We start from the raw sequence: 19,106 nt of genomic DNA, 5'->3' as shown, positions 1-19,106 counted from the left end.
GGACCGATGTCCGAGGTCATCGAAGTCCACGATCTGGTCAAGACCTTCGGTCACGTCACCGCTCTCGACGGGTTGAATCTGTCGGTCACCGAGGGCGAGATCCATGGCTTCCTCGGCCCGAACGGGGCCGGCAAATCCACCACCATCCGCATTCTGCTCGGGATTCTGCGCGCCAGCTCCGGCCGCGCCGGTCTCTTCGGGCGCGACCCGTGGTCCGACGCGGTTCGCCTGCATCGCGACATCGCTTATGTACCAGGCGATGTCACGCTGTGGCCGTCGCTGTCGGGCGGCGAGACCATCGATCTGATGGCCCGCATGCGCGGTGGCATCGACACCCGGCGCCGCGCCGAGCTGATCGAACGTTTCGATCTGGACCCGCGCAAGAAGGCGCGCACCTACTCCAAAGGCAACCGGCAGAAAGTCGCCCTGGTCTCGGCGTTCGCCTCCGATGTGCCGTTGCTGCTGCTCGACGAACCGACCTCGGGTCTGGATCCCTTGATGGAGCAGGTGTTTCGCGAATGCACCAAGGAGGCGCGGGAGCGCGGCGCCACCGTTCTGCTGTCGAGCCACATCCTGTCCGAGGTGGAGGCGCTGTGTGACCGGGTGACCATCATCCGCGCCGGGCGCACCGTGGAGAGCGGGTCGCTGTCGGATATGCGGCATCTGTCGCATACCGCTATCACCGCCGAATTGCTCGGCGACCCAGGCGATCTCAGCCGGATCCCGGGCGTCGAGGACATCGAACGCGACGGTGCGACCCTGCGCTGCCAGGTCGACGGGGAGCATCTCGGGGAACTGATCCGAGTGCTCGGTGACACCGGAGTGCGCAGCTTGACCAGCGCGCCGCCGACCCTGGAGGAGCTGTTCCTGCGGCACTACCACGTCGACGGCGAAGTCCCCGCCGGACGGACATCCGGGGAGAAGGTGCGAGCATGACCACCGTTACCGCGGAAAGCGCCACTGTCGCAAGGTATTCCGGCGCATCCACCGATTTCACCGGTACCACCGAGCTGCTGCGGTTGTTCCTGCGCCGCGACCGCGTGGTGCTACCGCTGTGGGTACTGCTGCTCGGCTTCATGCCGGCCATCCAGGTCCTGAGTGTCGAAGGCCTCTATCAGACCCAGGCGGAGTTGGATCAATACGCGGCCAGCCTGGCGAAGAGCCCGGCGCTGGCGGCCATGTACGGCCCGGTGTTCACTAGCTCGCTGGGCTCGGTCGGCACCTGGAAAGCCGGGGCCATGTTCACCATGATCGCCATCGCGACCATCCTCACCGTCATCCGGCACACCCGGGTGGAAGAGGAGACGGGTCGCGCGGAGTTGGTGGGAGCCACCGCGATCGGTCGCTACGCCGGACTCACCGCCGCGTTGATCATGACCTTCGGCGGCGCACTGGTCGCGGGAATCGTCTGTGCCGCGGCGCTCTACGGCGCGGACCTGCCCGCGGCCGGTTCCCTCGCCTGGGGTGCGGCGTTGGCGGGGTCCGGGTTGGCGTGGGCCGCGGTCGCCGCGGTCGCCGCCCAGGTGAGCGCGGGGGCGCGCGTCGCACGCGGCGTCGCGTTCGCGGCGCTGGGCGCGGCCTTCGCGCTGCGTGCGGTGGGCGACGCGGGAAATGGTGTACTGAGCTGGTTTTCGCCGATCGGGTGGTCGCTGCAGATCCGTCCCTACGCGCAGGAACGCTGGTGGGTGCTGCTTCCGCTGCTGGCTGTGGCGGTTGCCGGGACCGTGGCCGCCTATGGCCTGCTCCGCAACCGTGACACCGGATCTGGGCTGATCGCCGAACGGCCCGGTCCCGCTACCGCGGCGGCCGCGCTGTCCGGCCCGGCCGGGCTGGCGTGGCGGCTGCAACGCGGCTCGCTGCTCGGCTGGGCCGTCGGGTTCGCGCTCTACGGCCTGCTGATCGGCGGCGCGGTGAACAGCGTCGGCGACATGCTGAACGAGAACAGCACCGTGCGCGACCTGATCGAACGCATGGGCGGCTCGGGCGCGCTGGAGAACTCGTTCGTCAACTACGCGATCACCATGCTGGCCGCCGCGGCCGCCGCGTACGCTATTTCGGCGGCGCTGCGCCTGCACGACGAGGAGTCCACCAGCCGGGTCGAGGCCACGCTGTCCGGTGCGATCGGCCGCTCCCGATATGTGCTGAGCCACATCGGTTTCGCGCTGCTCGGCCCGGCCGTGCTGCTGCTGGTGGCCGGCGCGGCGATCGGCATCGTCTGGGGCGCGTCGACGGGAGAGCCGGGCAAACTCCCCGAATCCCTGGGTGCCGCGGCGGTTCAGATACCGGCGGTGTGGGTGGTCACCGGCATCACGGTCGCGATCTACGGCCTCGCGCCGCGTTTCACCCCGGTCGCGTGGGGCGTGCTCAGCGGGATGATCGTGCTGTTCCTGGTCGGGTCGCTGGATGGCTTGCCGCAGTGGATGGTGGATCTGGTCCCGTTCGTCCATCCGCCGAAACTGCCCGGCGCACCCTTCGAAGCGCGGCCGCTGCTCTGGCTCCTCGGTATCGCGGCAGCGCTGCTCGCCGTAGGTATCGCGGCCTTCCGCCGGCGTGACTTGCGCTGACCCCGAACAGAAGTCACCGCTCGAGCCGCGAGGTTCGAGCGGTGACTCGGGTCAGGGATTCAGTCCCAGCTTGCCCGCGAGCTTGCCCAGGTAGCCGCGCACCGCGTCGGCATCACGGTCAGGCAGTCCGAAGACCACCTCGGTGACTCCGAGCTCGGCCCACCGCGCCAGCTGCTCGGCGTTGTGCGCCCCGGCCAGCGCGATGATCTCCGGCGATCCGGTGCGGCCCTGCTCGCGCCAGATCCGCTGCAGCAGTTCGATCTTCGCGCTCAGTTCGCCCTCGGTCGGCGTGGTGATCCACCCGTCGGCGTTCTTGGCCAGCCAGGTGAAGGACTTCTCGCCGCCGGCCGCGCCCAACAGCACCGGGATGCTCTTCTGTACCGGCTTGGGCCAGGACCAGCTCGGTCCGAAGTTCACGAAATCGCCTGCGAAACTGGCTTCCTCGGTGGTCCACAGGGCGCGCATGGCGTCCAGGTGTTCGCGCAGCACGGTCCGGCGCTTGTTGGCGGGCACGCCGTGATGGGCCAATTCGTCGGTGTTCCAGCCGAATCCGACACCCAGGCTGACCCGTCCGCCGGACAGGAAGTCGAGCGAGGCAAGGGTTTTGGCGAGGGCGATGGGGTGATGTTCGGCGGGCAACGCCACCGCGGTGGACAGGGTGATCCGCTCGGTCACCGCGGTGGCGGTGGCGAGTGCGACCCAGGGGTCCAGGGTGCGCAGGTAACGGTCGTCGGGGAGGGTCGCGTCGCCGGTGGTCGGGTGCGCCGCGGCCCGCACCACCGGAATGTGAGTGTGTTCTGGAACATAGAACGAATCGAAACCGGCCTGCTCGGCGGTCGCCGCCGCGTCGGCGGGCGTGATGCCCCGATCACTGGTGAACAACACAATTCCGTACCGCACCGCGCACACTCCCATCGCCGAAACTGAAACAAGTTCTATCACGGTTGTCGTTCGGGGTTAAGGGCTTCGACTACCTTCGACGGTCATGGGTTTGGATACGTCCTCGGGAGGAGAGGAACCAAGAGCGCCGGTCGAACGGCGAACCTGGCGGGGCCGACTACGGCCGCGCCGCGTGCATATCCCGATGGTGAGTCAGGCTGTGGGCGTGCTCGTTGGCGATCGGCAGGCCACCGTCGACACCATCGTCTCCGCACCGGCGCCGCTGCAGCCGATCGATCTCAGCGACGACGCCCGGGTGGCCGAGGTGCTGGATCTCGCGGTCCGCGTGGGCGAGGTGGTGCTGGCTTCGGGCACCGGCGTGATGGACACGACCACTCAGGTCCGATTCATCGCCGCCACCTACGGCCTGTCCCGCTGCGATGTCGATGTCACCTACGACGCGATCCGTATCTGGGCCGACCGCGGCCTGATGCTGCCGCCGGCCAGCAGTATGCGCGTGGTGCGCCAGCGGTCGCTGGACTTCACCCGGCTGGCCGCGGTGGACCGGCTCACCCGCCGGATCCGCAATCAGGTGGTGCCGCCCGACGAGGCACGCGCCGCGCTCGACGAGATCACCAGAGCCGACCATCCCTACCATCGCTGGACCGCCACCCTGGGGTGGTCCCTGCTGGCCGCCTCGATCGCCGCGCTGCTCGGCGGCAATCTGATCGTGGCCGCGGTGAGTTTCGCGGCGACCGCCGCGATCGACCGGACCAACCGGGTGCTCAACCGGTACGGTCTGCCGTTCTTCTTCCAGCACATGGTGGGCGGCGCCATCGCGGCGACGCCGGCGATTCTGCTGGCGACTTTCGCCGAACCACACGGCATTTCGGCGGCGCCGACCTTGGTCATCGCCGCCGGAATCACCGTGCTGCTCAGTGGTCTGCAACTGTTCGGCGCGGTCCAGGACGCGATCACGGGCGCGCCGATCACGGCCACCGCCCGCATGCTCGAGGTGATGATGATGACCGGCGGCATCATCGCGGGTATCGCGATCGCGCTGCGGCTCGGGGAACAGGTCGGCGCGACCGTGCCCGCGATCGAGATGCTCTCCGGCCGCGACATCACCAACCTTCCGGTCAAGATCCTGGCCGGTGCGGTAGCGGCGCTGGCCTTCGCGCTCGCCTGCTACGCCGAGAAACGCGCCCTGGCCGCGGCCGCCCTCGGTGGCGCGGCGGGCACCATCGTCTTCCTGCTGGTGCAGTACGCCGGGTTCGGCCCGGTGGTCTCCTCCGGCGTCGCCGCGACCGTGGTCGGTCTGGCCGGTGGTCTGATGGCGCGGCGCGCGTTGACGCCCCCGCTGGTCGTCGCGGTCGCCGGCATCACCCCGTTGCTGCCCGGTCTCAGCGTCTACCGCGGGTTGTACGGGCTGCTCAACGATCAGTTGATCGTCGGCTTGAACCAGCTGATCAACGCGTTCGGCGTCAGCTGTGCGCTGGCCGCGGGCGTCACGCTGGGCGAGTGGTTCGACCGGACGCAGTTGCGTCCGCAGATTCTGAAACGGGCGGGCGCGCTGCGCAGACCGATCGTCGTGCGCCGCCCGCGCCGGATCCGGCGCGGCCAATCCGCCCATTGATCGGACGGATTCCACCGAAAGTTGGATATCGGAGATCGCGCCGAGTCGGTATGGTCAAGGGTAGTTAGGGTAACCAAAGTCGGTTGCCGCAGGCGCAGGTGGCCGGTGAGGTGGTTCGTGGTGGAACAGGAAATGTCCCAAGCAGTACCGTTTTCGGCGCAGATCCGGACCGCGACCGAGGCCCAGCATGCCGAGGCGGAGAACTCCACCTTCATCAGTGACATGCTCGGCGGCGGTCTGCCGATCGACTCGTATCATCGCTACACCGGTCAGCTGTGGTTCGTCTACCGGGCCCTCGAGGCGCGGTGGGACACCCTCGCCGAGGATCCGATCGCGGGCCCCTTCATCCGGCCGGAACTGGCCCGGACCGCCGAATTGGAACGCGATCTCGTCGCGTTGATCGGCCCGGACTGGCGCGGCGAGGTCGAGGCGCTGCCCTCGACCGCCGCCTACGCCGCCCGGATCGACGAGTGCGCCCGCGAGTGGCCGGCCGGATACATCGCCCATCACTACACCCGCTACCTCGGTGACCTCTCGGGCGGCCAGGTCATCCGCGGCACCGCGGAGAAGCTGTGGGATCTGCCGCGCCGCGGTGACGGCGTGCGCTTCTACGTCTTCGACGGCATCAGCAATCCGGCCGCGTTCAAGCGCGAATATCGCGCGCTGCTGGACGAACTCCCGCTCGACGACCTCGATCGCCGCCGGGCCCTGGCCGAAGCGCAGCGGGCCTTCGCCATGAACACCGCGATGTTCGGCGAACTCGCCGCCGAGTTCCCGGCGCGCAAGCCTTCCTGATCAGTTCTGGGTGCGCCATTCCCGGCACCGCGCCTCTCCCGGCGTCGGGAAGTCCATGCCGTTCAGCAACATCGCGCCTTGCCGGCGCGGCCCGCGCCGTTGCCTGCGTTCGCGCGCCAGCTTCCGTTCGGCCACCGCGCGCTCGTGCCTGATCACGTACACCAGTCGCGCGCCGGCGGCCAGCAACAGGATGACGACCGCATAGGTGAAAACATCGCGCACCGCCTGGAGCAGGCTGGAGGCGAGCAGCATGAACATGAACACCCCGGCCACAATGGCCCACCACGGCGTCTTTCCGGACATATCGAGCTCCCTTCCCGCATCCACCGTACGTGCGAGGGAGCTACGGCGACAACGAAATTCAGTGGGGTACACGGCGCGCTGCCAGAAAATCGGCCAGTCGGCAGAGCGCGGTGGCCATCGCCACGGCCGCGGTGACGCCACCGAGCACGTCGGTGGCGTGGTGATACCCGAGGCCGATCATGCCCACCGCGACACCGCACAGGACGAATACGGTCGCACCGGCGGCCCACCGGCGGACGCGTGGTGAATCCGTCAGCAACACAAAGGTTGTCGCCACAGCGACCAGGTGCACGGTGTGCCCGCTGGGATAGGCGAGGTAGTCCGCCAGCGGGCGGTCCCAGAGTGGTTTCAGCACCCAGGTGTTCACGGCGAGGGCGAGCTCGGGGACAGCGAACATCGTTGCCGCACGCCACCATCGGCGTCGGTGGACGAACCAGGCCACCGCCGCCAGCCACAGCGGTATCACTATGTAACCGTTGCTGGGGAAGACGAGCGCTTGATAGACGCCGCCGGTGTCGTCGAGGGTTCGGTGAACCGATCGAGCGATCTCGCGATCCACGTCGGTAGCGCCGCCGTCGGCCGGAAAGCTCAGCGGCACCGCCACGGTGAGTACCGCGCACAGCGTGACCACGATCAACCCGCCCAGGCCCAGCCGTTTGCCCAGAACCGTCACCCGTCGAAGTCAACCATGATCAACCGACGGGTCGGACGGCGGCGTTACGGCCCGTAGGTGAGCAGCGCGGTGATCACGAACCACAGCACCCAGGCGAAGGCGACGAGCATGCCGAGCAGCAGGGCGGTGCGCATGAATCCGCGGCCCATGTCCACCTGACCGGACTCCGCCGGATACAACTTCCACGGGCTGTACCACGGTGCCACGAGGACCCGCCGGCGTCCGCGCGCCGCCTCGCGCTCGGCGAGGGCGAGTTCTTCGGCGTAGGCCTCGGCCTGGGCCTGCTGCGGGCCGCCGTGCCACAGCGTGATGTCGATCGGACCGAGGAAGCCCTCGGCGAGGAGTTCCTGCGGGGCCGGCAGGTAGGGCAGGATGCCCATGGCACGGAAGGCGACCGCGACGTCGTTGGCGGTCCACAGGTGCTTCTCGGATTCGGTGAGCGCCTCGAAGTACTGCTGCAGCCCCTCCGGGTCGCTGCCCAGGATGACATCGAAACTCGGGTCGCTCCAAGCCTGGTCGACGGTCAGCTGCGCACCGCGCAACGGCACCACCAGCGCGACGCCGTGCACGGCGCGCTGGCCGAGTCCGCGGGCGGCCAGCCAGTTCTGCAGTGCGAAGGTGTGCTCGCGGGATTTCTCCAGCGGAGTGCGTTTGTCCCGGCCCTCCATGACGGCCGGTTCCTCGTTGATGGTCCAGGGGCCGTTGAGCGGAATCTCCAGCACGCCGTCCTGGCGAGCGACCAGCGCCTCGGCTTCGATCACCACGCAGCTGGTCGGAGTCCACACCACCGCGTCGAACTGGTGCAGCCGATCGTTCTGGAACAGGCTGCAGTTGATCGTGGCGACGCCCTTGGGGCTGTCGGGTTCCTTCCAGGTGCGCAGCCAGTCGATCAGTGCCCGTTCGGCATTCGTGCCCGCCGGGTTCTGGACTCGTACCAGCATGAGTGACCGCCCTTCAGTGTCAATTCACAACGCTCGCAACGCCCTCCATGGTCACGCTGCGCTACCGCCTCCGGGCGCTGAGCTCGCACTGCGGCCGTCAGTGCTCAGAATACGAGTCATCCGCCCCGCCGCGCCGCTGCCGCGGACCCGGCGTGTTCAATCCTCCGGTAATTCGGCGGCCAGTTTCCCGGATTCGACCGCCGCGACGAGTTCCGCGTGATCCGCTTCGGTCCGGTCGGCATAGCGCACCGCGAAGGCGGCGATCGCATCGTCGAAGTGCTCGTCACCGTCGAGGTAGCCGGCGGTCAAACGCGGGTCCAGCGACCGGGCGTGCGCCCGCGCCAGCAGCGCGCCCGCGAGCCGCCCGTAGTCGTCGAGGTCGTCCTCGGACAGCGTGGCCGGGTCGATACTGCCCTTGAAATTGCGGAACTGCCGCACGATGAACGGCAGTTCCCGGGGGGAGCTGTCGTGCGGACCGGTCAGCTCGACCGAGGTCCAGCCGAGCAGCAGATCGCTCTGCGCCTGAACCAGACTGGCGGCCTGCGCGATTCGCTCGCCCTCGTGCAGCACCGGCGGCACCGGCAGGAACGGCGAGAGCGCCGAGGGGATGGATTGCTTGAGTTGCAGCACCAGCACTTCGCCGTCGTTGCCGTGCAGCAGCGCCACGTAGCTGTGCAGGCCTACGCTGCCGGTGCCGACGATGCGAAAGGCGATGTCGGACACCGCGAATCGGGCCAGCAGATTGGCGCGAGAGTCGCGCAGGGTGGTGGCGTAGCGTTCCAGGCCGTCGATCACCGCTTCGGCGACCCGGTCCTCGACCGCGGTGAGCACCGGAGGCTCGCTGACGAATTTGTGTTTGTGTATCCCGGTTTCGTGGTCGTCGATGTGCGTCCATTTCGCGGCGACCTTGGCGCTGGTGTTCTTCCGCGCCTTCTTCGCCGCCTTCTTGAAGTTGTCCAGCAGATCATCGGCCTTGGCCTTGCCGATCACCGATTCGTCCGGCAGCGCGGTCCAGGCTTCGAGGAAATGCATCCGCGCCAGCTGCTCGGTCTCCAGGCGGTAGGCGCGGGCCGCGTCCCGGGCGGCGTTACGGCACCCCTCGGTGCTCACCCCGGATTCCCGCCCGGCCAGCACCAGGCTGGCCGCCAGCCGCTCCAGATCCCACTCCCACGGGCCGGACACGCTTTCGTCGAAATCATTGATGTCCATGATGATTTCGCCCTGCGGCGTGCCGAACAGGCCGAAGTTGGCGGCGTGCGCGTCACCGCAGATCTGGGCGTTCAGCCCGGAGACCGGGCCGCCGTGCAGGTCCGCCGCCATCAATCCGGCCGCGCCGCGATAGAAGGTGAACGGGCTCGACATCATCCGCCCGACGCGCAACGGCACCAGATGCGGCAGACGATTGGCGTGCGAAGCCCGCAGATAGGCCAGCAGGTCCGGGCGGTCCGGCCCGGTGGCGGCGCGGTCGCGCGCGGCCACCGGGGTCGCTTCCCGCAGCGCGCGGCCGCGGGCGCGGACCTCCGCTTCCGGAACGTAGGTGCGTAGATCGATACCACTGTCTGACACAACGGATCACGCTAGCGTGCGCGCATCACGGATGCTGTGTCGTTCGGGTCACGACACCGGCGTGATCGGCAGCCGCAACGCGCCGGGCGCCGCCGCCGGAACAGTCGGCTGCTTCGGCGCCACCGGGCTGATCCGCTGGTACGCCGCGCCCAATTCGGGACGCGGATCGGCCTCACCCTTGTTCGGCCAGAACGCCATCGCGCGTTCGGCCTGCGCGGTGATGGTCAGCGACGGATTGACCCCGAGGTTCGCGGTAACCGCGGAACCGTCGGCGACGTGCAGCCCCGGATGACCGAAGACGCGCTGATACGGATCCACCACGCCGGTGTCCGGGCTTTCGCCGATGACGCAGCCGCCGATGTAGTGCGCGGTGGCGGGAATGTTGAACACATCCATGACCATGCCGTGGGTGTCGCCGTTGACCTTGTCGGCGAATCGGCGGCCGACATCGTGCGCCAGCGGAATCCAAGTCGGGTTCGGCTCACCAGGGCCCGCCTTGGTCTTGAGCTGACCGCGCTTGCGGAACGAGGTCAGCGAGTTGTCCAGCGACTGCATGACCAGCAGGATCACCGACTTCTCCGAAGCCCGCCGCGCGTTGAGGCTGCGCAGGAACACCAGTGGATGCACCAGTATCGCGAGCAGGAACCGCAGGAAACGGAACGCGCCGCCGTCCACGATCGGCACCGACATCGGGAACAGCGCGTTCTGGCCCTTGCCGTAATGACACACCTCGATATGGGTGTCGGCTTCGGGATGGATCGAGGACGTGATCGCGATGCCCTCGGCGAAATCCATGCGTGTGCGGCTCACCACATTCAGGATCGCCTCCGAATTGCTGCGGGTCAGTTCGCCCAGTCGCGGCGACAGCTCCGGGAGCACCCGCTCGTCGCGCATCTTGTGCAGCAGTTTTTGCGTGCCGAGCGCGGCACCGGCGAACACCACCTGCTGGGCGGTGAAGGTCCTGGGCTGCTTGCGGATCCAGCGGTCCGGGCGGGCGGTGTCGATGGCGTAACCACCCTCGGGCAACGGACGTACGGCGGTGGCGGTGGTCAGGGCGTGCACCTCGGCGCCGGCCTGCTCGGCCAGGTACAGATAGTTGGTCGGAGTGGTGTTCTTCGCGTTGTGCGGGCAGCCGGTGAAACATTGCGCACAGTGCACACAACCGCGCCGGCGGGGACCGGCCCCACCGAAATAGGGGTCGTCGACCTCGGTGCCCGGATCGGCCTCGTTGAAGAAGACGCCGACATTCGTGGCGTGGAAGGTTTCGCCGACGCCCAGGTCCTCCGCGATTTCCTTGATCACCTCGTCGGCGGGGGACAGGCGCGGGTTCGGCGCCACCCCGAGCATGCGTTTGGCCTGGTCGTAATACGGCGCGAGCTCGGCTTTCCAGTCGGTGATGTGCGCCCACTGCCGGTCGGAGTAGAAGTTGGGCAACGGCTCGTAGAGGGTATTGCCGTAGATCAGCGACCCTCCGCCGACGCCCGCACCGGAGAACACCGCGCACTTACCGAGGATGCTGATCCGCTGGGTGCCGGTCATGCCCAGGCGCGGGGCCCAGATCGACTTGCGCACATTCCAGTTCGTTCTTGGCAGGTCGTCGGCGGTCCAGCGCCGGCCCGCCTCCAGCACCCCGACCCTGTACCCCTTCTCGGTCAGCCGCAGCGCGCTCACGCTGCCACCGAAACCGGAGCCGATCACTACCACGTCGTAGTCGAAGGCGGGCATGGCTTCCTTTCACTCAGCGAGCCGATGAGTGTGAATCGTTTCACGCTCGATTGCGCCCCGATAGAGATGTTCGGCCACCCCGCCCGGCTCCAGGGGCCATTACGCGACACCGGGACCCCGCGTGCCCGGATGGCGTTGCGCGCGCCCGTGGGGTATGCACGGGCTGTGACAACCGAACCCACGGGCGTGCGCGCGGTCCTCGCCGACCGCATCCTCACCGTCCCGAACGTGCTGAGCGTGATCCGGCTGCTCGGTGTCCCGTTGTTCCTGTGGTTGCTGCTGGTCGAGCACGCCGATGGCTGGGCGTTCGCGCTGCTGGTGGCCAGCGGTGTCACCGACTTCCTGGACGGCAAACTGGCGCGTCTGCTGGACCAGTCCTCCCGGCTCGGCGCCCTGCTCGACCCGTTCGTGGACCGGCTGTATCTGGTCACGACCCTGCTGGCATTCGTGCTGCGCGGGCTCATCCCGTGGTGGGTGGCCGTGATCTTGGTCGCTCGCGATCTGATCCTGACCGCCACCCTCACCGTCTACAAGCGCCGGGACCTCGACCCGCCCGAGGTGATCTACCTCGGCAAGGCCGCCACCTTCGCGCTCATGTCCGCGCTGCCCTGGCTGCTGGCCGGCCGAATGGATTGGGCCCTGGCGGGTTTCGGTCGAGCGTTCGGCGGGGCATTCCTGGTCTGGGGCACCGTGGTGTACGTCTGGACCGGCGTTCTGTACCTGGCCAAAGCCGTCGCCGTCGCGCGTGCCATACCCGCTGCGGCACACCACACCCGGTAGCGCGGCGGCCTTTCCCACCCCGCCGAATGCGCCGGCCTTCCATCCCCCATAGAGTTACGTGCAACCTTCAACAGGAAAGGACGGCTTGTGACCGATCTGCCCGACGATCTGCGCTACACCGAGGAGCACGAGTGGGTGCGCCGCATGGGGCCCACCCGGGTCCGGGTCGGTATCACCGATTACGCCCAATCGCAGCTCGGCGACGTGGTGTTCGTGCAGCTGCCCGAGGCGGATTCCGACGCCGCCGCCGGTGACAGCATCGCGGAGGTGGAGTCGACCAAGAGCGTGTCCGACATCTACGCGCCGCTGGCCGCGAAAGTCGTTGCGGTGAACCAGGTCCTGGTCGAAGCGCCGGAGACGCTGAACACCGACCCCTACGGTGACGGCTGGATGTTCGAGTTGGAGGTCGAAGACGTCGACGCGCTCGACAAGACGCTTGCCGAATTGCTGGATTCCGCAGGTTATCAAGGAGTTATCGGGGCCTGAAGGTCCCTTCCCAGTTCTCCCTGCACGGGCACGCCCTGGCAGGGTACGGTCAATGCCAACAGTTTCGCCGGGGTCTCGACGCCGGTGTACTAGCGCAGTGACTTCTCAACGACTCGGGCCCAGCGTTCGTGTCGGAGATGGCATCACCTGCTTGCATGGATAATCAGGTTCGAGGAGGAGAGAAACGGTGAGCGAGAACAAAGACCCGGGTTACCAGGAGACCGCGGCCGAGACGACGTCGGTCTTCCGCGCGGATTTCCTGAACGAGGTCGACGCGTCGCGCTCCGCAGAGGCGACCGGCGAGCAGCCGGTGCAAGGGGTCGAGGGTCTCCCGGTGGGTGCTGCCCTCTTGGTCGTCAAGCGCGGCCCGAACGCGGGCTCGCGGTTCCTGCTGGACCAGCCGACCACTTCGGCCGGCCGCCACCCCGACAGTGACATCTTTCTCGACGACGTCACCGTCAGCCGTCGGCACGCAGAGTTCCGGCAGGACGACGACACGTTCCAGGTGGTGGATGTGGGCAGCCTGAACGGCACCTACGTCAACCGCGAACCGGTGGACTCCTCGGAGCTGCAGAACGGCGACGAAGTACAGATCGGCAAGTTCCGGCTCGTGTTCCTCACCGGACCGCGCGCGCAGGTCAACGAGCCTTCGGCAGGTGCGGGCAGCTTATGAGAACGGCAGCGCCGACGATCTCGACGGGATCGTAGCCGTTGACGGGAGCGGCGCAGTGGGCTCGTGGCGGGATGTCGATCGGCTCCGTGCTCGACCTACTGCGACCCGACTTTCCGGACATCACCATCTCGAAGATCCGGTTCCTCGAAGCCGAGGGCTTGATCCGGCCCGAACGTACACCGTCGGGCTATCGCAGATTCTCGGTCGCGGACACCGAACGACTCAGATTCGTGCTGACCGCGCAACGTGACCAGTACCTGCCGTTGAAGGTGATCAAGGAACAGCTCGAAGCGATCGACAAGGGTGCGGCGACGCTCGGTGTGCGGGAAGCCCGCGCCCGGGCGTCCGCCGTCCCGGCACCCGAGGGTGAAGTTCGCCTCGCGCCACCGCGCAAACTCGGTGTGGTGCCCGGCGAGGTCTCGCCGGAGGAGTTGCGCTTCGATCACGAAATCCGCCTCACCCGGGCGGATTTGCTGTCGCAGGCCGGCATCGACGAGACCTTCCTGAACGACCTGATCCGCGCCAACCTGATCGTTCCCGGCCCCGCGGGCTACTTCGACGCCGACGCGGTGACACTGGCCCGAACGGCCAGCGCCATGGCCGAATTCGGGTTGGAGGCCCGCCATCTGCGCGCGTTCAAGCTGGCCGCGGACCGTGAGGCGGCGCTGGTCGCGCAGATCGCTGCGCCGATAGCGAAAAGCCGCGACGCCGGTGCGCGGGCCCGCGCCGAGGAAATCGTGCGCGAGCTGGCTGCGCTGTCGCTGACATTGCATACCTGCCTGGTCAAGGCCTCGGTACGGAACTCGCTGGGTAACTGACCGGTATTCGCCCGATTCGCGAGTCCCGTATTCCACCATGGCAACACGCCGATTTCGGCTGTGCACACCGATCGCAGAGGTGCTCCGAGTTCGCTTAGACTCGGGGGTACGGCGAGCCCCGCGGTAGTCATGCCGGGCGGCCGGCGAGTATGGGAGGCGTGTTCGATGAGTGAAATGCGGGTCATCGGCATTCGTGTCGAGCAGCCACAGAATCAGCCCGTGCTGTTGCTCCGCGAGGTGTCCGGCGATCGCTATCTGCCGATCTGGATCGGTCAGGCGGAAGCGACGGCCATCGTGCTCGAGCAGGAGGGGGTGACTCCGATCCGGCCGTTGACACACGATCTGATCAAGACGCTGATCTCCAAGCTGGGGCACACCTTGCAGGAGGTGCGGATCGTAGATCTGCAGGAGGGCACCTTCTACGCGGATCTGGTCTTCGAGAACGGCCTGCGGATCTCCGCGCGGCCCTCGGATTCGGTTGCCATCGCCTTGCGGGTGGGTTGCCCCATCTATGCCGAGGAACCGGTGCTCGAGGAGGCCGGGCTGGTGATGCCGGACGAGAAAGAAGACGAGGTGGAGAAGTTCAAGGAGTTCCTCGAATCGGTCTCGCCGGACGACTTCAAAGCGACCGACAGTTAGGGCATGCTCCCGGTAGGGGCCGGAGTCTAGACCACAGCTAGAGACTTTTACCGCGCGTCGCGCTTGGTCCGATGCTGCTGCTCCCGGGAGAATCAGGGGAGTAACCTCGGAAGTTGGGCGGGCCGCCAAGTCGTCGGATGAGGGCTGGGCGTCGAAGTAAGGGAGTGGTCAGTGGCAGAGCAAACGCAGGATGATGTCGTACAGCCTGGCCTGTTCCCGGACGACTCGGTGCCTGACGATCTGGTCGGTTACCGCGTCCCCAGCGCATGTCAGGTCGCCGGAATCACCTACCGGCAGCTCGATTACTGGGCACGCACCGGTCTGGTCGTACCCTCCATCCGAGGCGCCGCGGGGTCGGGCTCGCAGCGGCTGTACTCCTTCAAGGACATCTTGGTCCTGAAGATCGTGAAGCGGCTGCTGGATGCCGGTATCTCGCTACAGAACATCCGGATCGCGGTCGACCACCTGCGCAGCCGTGGGGTGGCGGATCTGGCCGGTATCACGCTGTTCTCCGACGGCACCTCGGTCTACGAGTGCACCTCGGCCGAGGAGGTAGTCGATTTACTGCAGGGCGGACAGGGAGTGTTCGGTATCGCCGTCAGCGGCGCCATGAAGGAACTCACCGGGGCCATCGCGAACTTCCCGGCCGAGCGCGCGTCCACGGTCACCGAGCGGCCCGAGGACGAGCTGTCGTTCCGGCGCAAGGCGCGGATGAACCGCAAGATCGGCTGAGTTCGTCCCGCGTGACGCACCAAACAGGGACCTGATGGCACGGAATTCGCGACGCACCACCTAAACTGGGCGGTGCGTCGCCGCCGTGCGGGAGAGTTCCGGTCTCACTTCGAGTCCGGGCGCCGAAGGAGCAGCACCTCCCCGTCAATCTCTCAGGCAACAGGGACCGTACGGGCTTCGGCGCCTCTGGAAAGCGGTGATTTCGCGTCACCCGCCGATGGGGAAAGGGATCACCGCTCCCGAATCTCTCAGGCTCCAACGACAGAGGGGGAGGGCAGGACCAGCCGTAGCGACTGTGCGCAGTCGCTCGACATGGTCAGCCGACCGCACCCGTCGACCAGCCCGACCTTGGAGCCGCCGTGATCCCGACTCGTACTTTCGCCGACCGTCATATCGGTCCTGATCAGGGCGAACTCGCCACGATCCTGCCCGTCGTCGGCGTCGGATCGCTGGACGAACTGGCCGGTCGCGCCGTGCCCGCGAGCATTCTCGACGAGATCGCGGGCAACGGCCTGGACGCGCTGCCGCCCGCTGTCTCCGAACACGAGGCGCTGACCGAGCTGGCCGCGCTGGCGCATTCGAACACCGTGGCCACGACCATGATCGGGCTCGGCTACTACGACACTCTCACGCCGCCGGTGCTGGTGCGAAACCTGCTCGAGAACCCGGCCTGGTACACCGCCTACACCCCGTACCAGCCGGAAATCTCGCAGGGCCGCCTGGAGGCCCTGCTGAACTTCCAGACCATGGTGTCGGAGCTGACCGGGATGGAGGTCGCCAACGCGTCCATGCTGGACGAGGCGACCGCCGCGGCCGAGGCGATGACGCTGCTGCAGCGGGCCAACCGCAAATCCAAGTCGGTGCGGCTGCTCGTCGACACCGATCTCTTCCCGCAGACGCGCACCGTACTCGAGACCCGGGCCGAACCGCTGGGCATCGAGATCGTCGAAGCGGATCTGGCCGCGGGCGTGCTGCCCGACGGCGAATATTTCGGGGTGCTGTTGCAGCAGCCGGCCGCGTCGGGGCGGATCATCGATGCCAAGCCGGTGATCGACGCCGCGCACGAGCGCGGCGCTCTGGTCGCGGTCGGGGCGGACCTGCTGGCCATGACGCTGATCACCCCGCCGGGTGAGCAGGGCGCGGATGTCTGTTTCGGCACCACGCAGCGTTTCGGTGTGCCGCTGGGCTTCGGCGGTCCGCACGCCGGGTATCTCGCGGTGCATTCGGCGCACGCCCGGCAGCTGCCGGGCCGGCTGGTGGGCGTCTCGGTCGACACCGACGGAAACACCGCCTACCGGCTCGCCCTGCAGACGCGGGAACAGCACATTCGCCGCGAGAAGGCGACCTCCAACATCTGCACCGCCCAGGTGCTGCTGGCCATCGTGGCCGCCATGTACGCCTCCTACCACGGCCCGGAGGGGCTGCGGAACATCGCGCGCCGGGTGCACGGCCACGCCCAGTGGCTGGCCGCGGGGCTCGGCGACGCCGTCGTGCACCAGAGCTTCTTCGACACCGTGCTGGTGCGTGTGCCCGGCGGTGCGGAAGCCATTGTGGCCAAGGCCAAAGGCGCGGGCATCAACCTGCGGCTGGTGGACGCCGATCACGTCGCCATCGCCTGCGACGAGGTGACCACCGACGGCCATGTGGTCGCCGTGCTGGATTGCTTCGGCGCGGAGGTCCCCGTCGGTCCGGAAGGCGCGCTGTTCCACGGCAGGCCGCGCCCGCACATCGAGAACCGCACCTCCGAGTTCCTGACCGCACCGGCGTTCACCCGCTACCACACCGAAACCTCGATGCTGCGCTACCTGCGGTCGCTGTCGGACAAGGATATCGCCTTGGACCGCAGCATGATTCCGCTCGGCTCGTGCACCATGAAGCTCAACGCCACCGCCGAGATGGAGCCCATCACCTGGCCCGGATTCAGCCGCGTGCACCCGTACGCACCGGTCGAGGACGCTCCGGGCCTGCGCAAGCTGATCGCCGATCTGGAGGGCTGGCTCTGCGATATCACCGGATACGATCGGGTCTCGTTGCAGCCCAACGCCGGTAGCCAGGGCGAGTACGCGGGCCTGCTGGCGATCCGCCGCTACCACCTGGATCGCGGTGACACCCACCGCGACACCTGCCTGATCCCGTCCAGCGCGCACGGCACCAACGCCGCCTCCGCCGCGATGGTGGGCATGCGGGTGGAGGTTGTGAAGTGCCGGGACAACGGCGATATCGACTTGGACGATCTGCGCGCCAAGATCGCCGACCACGCCGAGCGGCTGGCCTGCATCATGATCACCTATCCGTCCACGCACGGGGTGTACGAGCACGAGGTCGCCGAACTGTGCGCGCTGGTGCACGAGGCGGGCGGGCAGGTCTACGTCGACGGCGCGAACCTGAATGCCTTGGTCGGCTTGGCCCGGCCGGGCAAGTTCGGCGGCGATGTCAGCCACCTGAACCTGCACAAGACCTTCTGCATCCCGCACGGCGGTGGCGGTCCCGGCGTCGGACCGGTCGCGGTGCGCGAGCATCTGGCGCGGTACCTGCCCGGCAACCCGCTCGAGGCCGGTTCGCACGCGGTGTCGGCGGCCGAATTCGGTTCCGCCTCAATCCTTCCCATCACCTGGGCCTACATCCGGATGATGGGCGCGGACGGCCTGCGCCGCGCCACCCTCACCGCGATCGCCTCGGCCAACTACATTGCCAAGCGCCTCGACGAGCACTTCCCGGTGCTCTACACCGGCGACAACGGCATGGTCGCGCACGAGTGCATCCTGGACCTGCGGGAGATCACCAAGCGCACCGGCGTCACGGTCGACGATGTGGCGAAACGGTTGGCGGACTACGGTTTCCACGCCCCCACCATGAGCTTCCCGGTGGCGGGCACGCTGATGGTGGAGCCGACCGAGTCGGAGAATCTCGAGGAGATCGACGCCTTCTGCGACGCGATGATCGCGATCAAGGGTGAGATCGACCAGGTCGCCGCCGGCGTGTGGCCGGTGGCGGACAACCCGCTGCGCGGCGCCCCGCATACGGCGGAATGCCTCGTCGGCGAATGGGATCACCCATACAGCCGGGAGGTCGCGGTCTACCCGCGCGGTGTCGGCCACGCCCGCGCGAAGGTCTGGCCGGCGGTCCGCCGCATCGACGGCGCCTACGGCGACCGCAACCTGGTCTGCTCCTGCCCGCCGATGGCGGACTACGAGAACTGAGTGCCCGGCCCGCCCTGCCGGTCAGGGCGGGCCGCTGTTCAGAGGATGCCGGCGCGGGCCGCGGCCAATGCCGCGTCGGCGGATTTGTGGGCGTCCTGCGCGGTCGGCGGTTCGTGCGTGACGAAGATTCGGTAGTAGATCGGCGCCAGTGCGAAACGGATCAGTTCTTCGCCGTCGACGGCGGGGGAGAGTTCGCCGCGCTGCACCGCACGATCGACGATGACCAAAGATTGCCGGCGGCGGGCGGCGATGAAGGACTGCAGGGCGGTGGCCGCGGCCGGGTTCTGCATGCCCGCGAGGATGAACGCGCACCCGATCGCACCGCCCTGGGGACTGGCGAATCCGGCGCGCACGGCTTCGGCGAGCGCGCGCAGGTCCGAGTCGACGCTGCCGGTGTCGGGGATCGGAATGGGTTCGGTGGCTGCCAATTCCAGCGCGTCGGCCACCAAACCCTCGGGGCTGCCCCAGCGGCGATAGATCGACGTCTTGTGCACGCCGGAGCGTTTGGCCACATTCTCGACCGTCAGGCCCTGGTAGCCACGCTGGGTCACTTCCACCAGCGTCGCCTGTCGCACCGCGTCCCGGACACGAGCACTCCGGCCGCCGGGACGGCGCTGGGTCTCCACAAACAACTCCCGCTCGAGATCAGATCACACTTGAAGGTTTGATCCTTCCTGCGTGGCAATTGTCGCTGCC

Annotated in this window: 18 protein-coding genes and 1 riboswitch; of the genes, 11 read left to right on the top strand and 7 right to left on the bottom strand. The window is 67.8% G+C overall.

Annotated elements, in window-relative coordinates; all coding sequences use genetic code 11:
* The first annotated feature begins 6 nt into the window (after positions 1-6).
* Together BJ987_RS26980 and BJ987_RS26975 are read left to right on the top strand one after the other, a co-directional pair.
* Positions 7-936 (top strand): ABC transporter ATP-binding protein, encoded by a 930-nt coding sequence (locus BJ987_RS26980; protein WP_209895444.1) that lies wholly within the window; start codon positions 7-9, stop codon positions 934-936.
* Positions 933-2,564, top strand: coding sequence for an ABC transporter permease (locus BJ987_RS26975; protein WP_209895442.1), 1,632 nt, complete (start codon positions 933-935; stop codon positions 2,562-2,564). Before BJ987_RS26980 ends, BJ987_RS26975 begins: the two co-directional genes overlap by 4 nt.
* 51 nt (positions 2,565-2,615) lie before the next feature.
* Here BJ987_RS26975 and BJ987_RS26970 read toward each other — a convergent pair whose 3' ends face one another.
* Positions 2,616-3,464, bottom strand: a complete 849-nt coding sequence (locus BJ987_RS26970) for an LLM class F420-dependent oxidoreductase (RefSeq protein ID WP_209895440.1) — start codon at positions 3,462-3,464, stop codon at positions 2,616-2,618.
* Positions 3,465-3,642: 178 nt separating this feature from the next.
* Here BJ987_RS26970 and BJ987_RS26965 point away from each other — a divergent pair, with 178 nt between their 5' ends.
* Positions 3,643-5,079, top strand: a complete 1,437-nt coding sequence (locus tag BJ987_RS26965; RefSeq protein ID WP_372446955.1) for a threonine/serine exporter family protein — start codon at positions 3,643-3,645, stop codon at positions 5,077-5,079.
* Positions 5,080-5,211: 132 nt separating this feature from the next.
* Positions 5,212-5,874: a biliverdin-producing heme oxygenase gene (locus tag BJ987_RS26960; RefSeq protein ID WP_209895421.1), complete on the top strand. Its 663-nt coding sequence runs from the start codon at positions 5,212-5,214 to the stop codon at positions 5,872-5,874.
* Here BJ987_RS26960 and BJ987_RS26955 read toward each other — a convergent pair whose 3' ends face one another.
* The 5 genes from BJ987_RS26955 to BJ987_RS26935 form a co-directional block, all read right to left on the bottom strand.
* A complete protein-coding gene (locus BJ987_RS26955; protein ID WP_209895419.1) occupies positions 5,875-6,177 on the bottom strand; it encodes a hypothetical protein in 303 nt (100 codons plus the stop codon).
* A 58-nt stretch (positions 6,178-6,235) separates the two neighbouring features.
* On the bottom strand, positions 6,236-6,850 hold the full coding sequence (locus BJ987_RS26950) for a phosphatase PAP2 family protein (RefSeq protein ID WP_209895417.1): 615 nt from the start codon (positions 6,848-6,850) through the stop codon (positions 6,236-6,238).
* Positions 6,851-6,894: 44 nt separating this feature from the next.
* Positions 6,895-7,791, bottom strand: coding sequence for a nuclease-related domain-containing protein (locus tag BJ987_RS26945; protein ID WP_209895415.1), 897 nt, complete (start codon positions 7,789-7,791; stop codon positions 6,895-6,897).
* Positions 7,792-7,947: 156 nt separating this feature from the next.
* Positions 7,948-9,357 (bottom strand): DUF2252 domain-containing protein, encoded by a 1,410-nt coding sequence (locus tag BJ987_RS26940; protein ID WP_209895413.1) that lies wholly within the window; start codon positions 9,355-9,357, stop codon positions 7,948-7,950.
* A 48-nt stretch (positions 9,358-9,405) separates the two neighbouring features.
* Entirely contained in the window at positions 9,406-11,082 is a 1,677-nt protein-coding gene (locus BJ987_RS26935) for a GMC oxidoreductase (RefSeq protein ID WP_209895411.1), read from the bottom strand.
* Positions 11,083-11,247: 165 nt separating this feature from the next.
* Between BJ987_RS26935 and BJ987_RS26930 the strand changes: the two genes are divergently transcribed.
* From BJ987_RS26930 to gcvP, 7 genes are all read left to right on the top strand, one after another.
* On the top strand, positions 11,248-11,862 hold the full coding sequence (locus BJ987_RS26930; protein WP_307869771.1) for a CDP-alcohol phosphatidyltransferase family protein: 615 nt from the start codon (positions 11,248-11,250) through the stop codon (positions 11,860-11,862).
* Positions 11,863-11,949: 87 nt separating this feature from the next.
* Positions 11,950-12,348 (top strand): glycine cleavage system protein GcvH, encoded by a 399-nt coding sequence (gene gcvH / locus BJ987_RS26925; protein ID WP_209895409.1) that lies wholly within the window; start codon positions 11,950-11,952, stop codon positions 12,346-12,348.
* 187 nt (positions 12,349-12,535) lie between these two features.
* A complete protein-coding gene (gene odhI, locus BJ987_RS26920; RefSeq protein WP_194818432.1) occupies positions 12,536-13,021 on the top strand; it encodes an oxoglutarate dehydrogenase inhibitor Odhl in 486 nt (161 codons plus the stop codon).
* Positions 13,022-13,092: 71 nt separating this feature from the next.
* The gene (ftsR, locus tag BJ987_RS26915) at positions 13,093-13,839 is read left to right on the top strand and encodes a transcriptional regulator FtsR (protein ID WP_209895407.1); all 747 of its coding nucleotides are present in this window, start codon (positions 13,093-13,095) and stop codon (positions 13,837-13,839) included.
* A gap of 165 nt (positions 13,840-14,004) precedes the next feature.
* Positions 14,005-14,478: a bifunctional nuclease family protein gene (locus BJ987_RS26910; RefSeq protein ID WP_209895405.1), complete on the top strand. Its 474-nt coding sequence runs from the start codon at positions 14,005-14,007 to the stop codon at positions 14,476-14,478.
* Positions 14,479-14,649: 171 nt separating this feature from the next.
* Positions 14,650-15,210 carry a MerR family transcriptional regulator gene (locus tag BJ987_RS26905; protein WP_209895403.1) on the top strand — a complete coding sequence of 187 codons (561 nt, stop codon included), beginning with the start codon at positions 14,650-14,652 and terminating at the stop codon, positions 15,208-15,210.
* Between the two features lie 176 nt (positions 15,211-15,386).
* Positions 15,387-15,485: riboswitch (glycine riboswitch) on the top strand.
* A gap of 84 nt (positions 15,486-15,569) precedes the next feature.
* Positions 15,570-18,410 (top strand): aminomethyl-transferring glycine dehydrogenase, encoded by a 2,841-nt coding sequence (gene gcvP / locus BJ987_RS26900; protein ID WP_209895401.1) that lies wholly within the window; start codon positions 15,570-15,572, stop codon positions 18,408-18,410.
* 38 nt (positions 18,411-18,448) lie between these two features.
* On the opposite strand, the gene BJ987_RS26895 is transcribed toward gcvP, so the two are convergent.
* Positions 18,449-19,036, bottom strand: a complete 588-nt coding sequence (locus tag BJ987_RS26895) for a TetR/AcrR family transcriptional regulator (RefSeq protein ID WP_209895399.1) — start codon at positions 19,034-19,036, stop codon at positions 18,449-18,451.
* Positions 19,037-19,106: the final 70 nt, after the last annotated feature.

It is taken from the genome of Nocardia goodfellowii, assembly GCF_017875645.1.
Lineage (GTDB): Bacteria > Actinomycetota > Actinomycetes > Mycobacteriales > Mycobacteriaceae > Nocardia > Nocardia goodfellowii.
This window is presented reverse-complemented; position numbering and strand designations above follow the sequence as displayed.

Coding starts and splice junctions, on each gene's coding strand:
- BJ987_RS26980 (WP_209895444.1), top strand. CDS start 7: ATGTCCGAGGTCATCGAAGTCCACGATCTGGTCAAGACCTTCGGTCAC.
- BJ987_RS26975 (WP_209895442.1), top strand. CDS start 933: ATGACCACCGTTACCGCGGAAAGCGCCACTGTCGCAAGGTATTCCGGC.
- BJ987_RS26960 (WP_209895421.1), top strand. CDS start 5,212: ATGTCCCAAGCAGTACCGTTTTCGGCGCAGATCCGGACCGCGACCGAG.
- BJ987_RS26955 (WP_209895419.1), bottom strand. CDS start 6,177: ATGTCCGGAAAGACGCCGTGGTGGGCCATTGTGGCCGGGGTGTTCATG.
- BJ987_RS26945 (WP_209895415.1), bottom strand. CDS start 7,791: ATGCTGGTACGAGTCCAGAACCCGGCGGGCACGAATGCCGAACGGGCA.
- BJ987_RS26935 (WP_209895411.1), bottom strand. CDS start 11,082: ATGCCCGCCTTCGACTACGACGTGGTAGTGATCGGCTCCGGTTTCGGT.
- ftsR (WP_209895407.1), top strand. CDS start 13,093: ATGTCGATCGGCTCCGTGCTCGACCTACTGCGACCCGACTTTCCGGAC.
- BJ987_RS26910 (WP_209895405.1), top strand. CDS start 14,005: ATGAGTGAAATGCGGGTCATCGGCATTCGTGTCGAGCAGCCACAGAAT.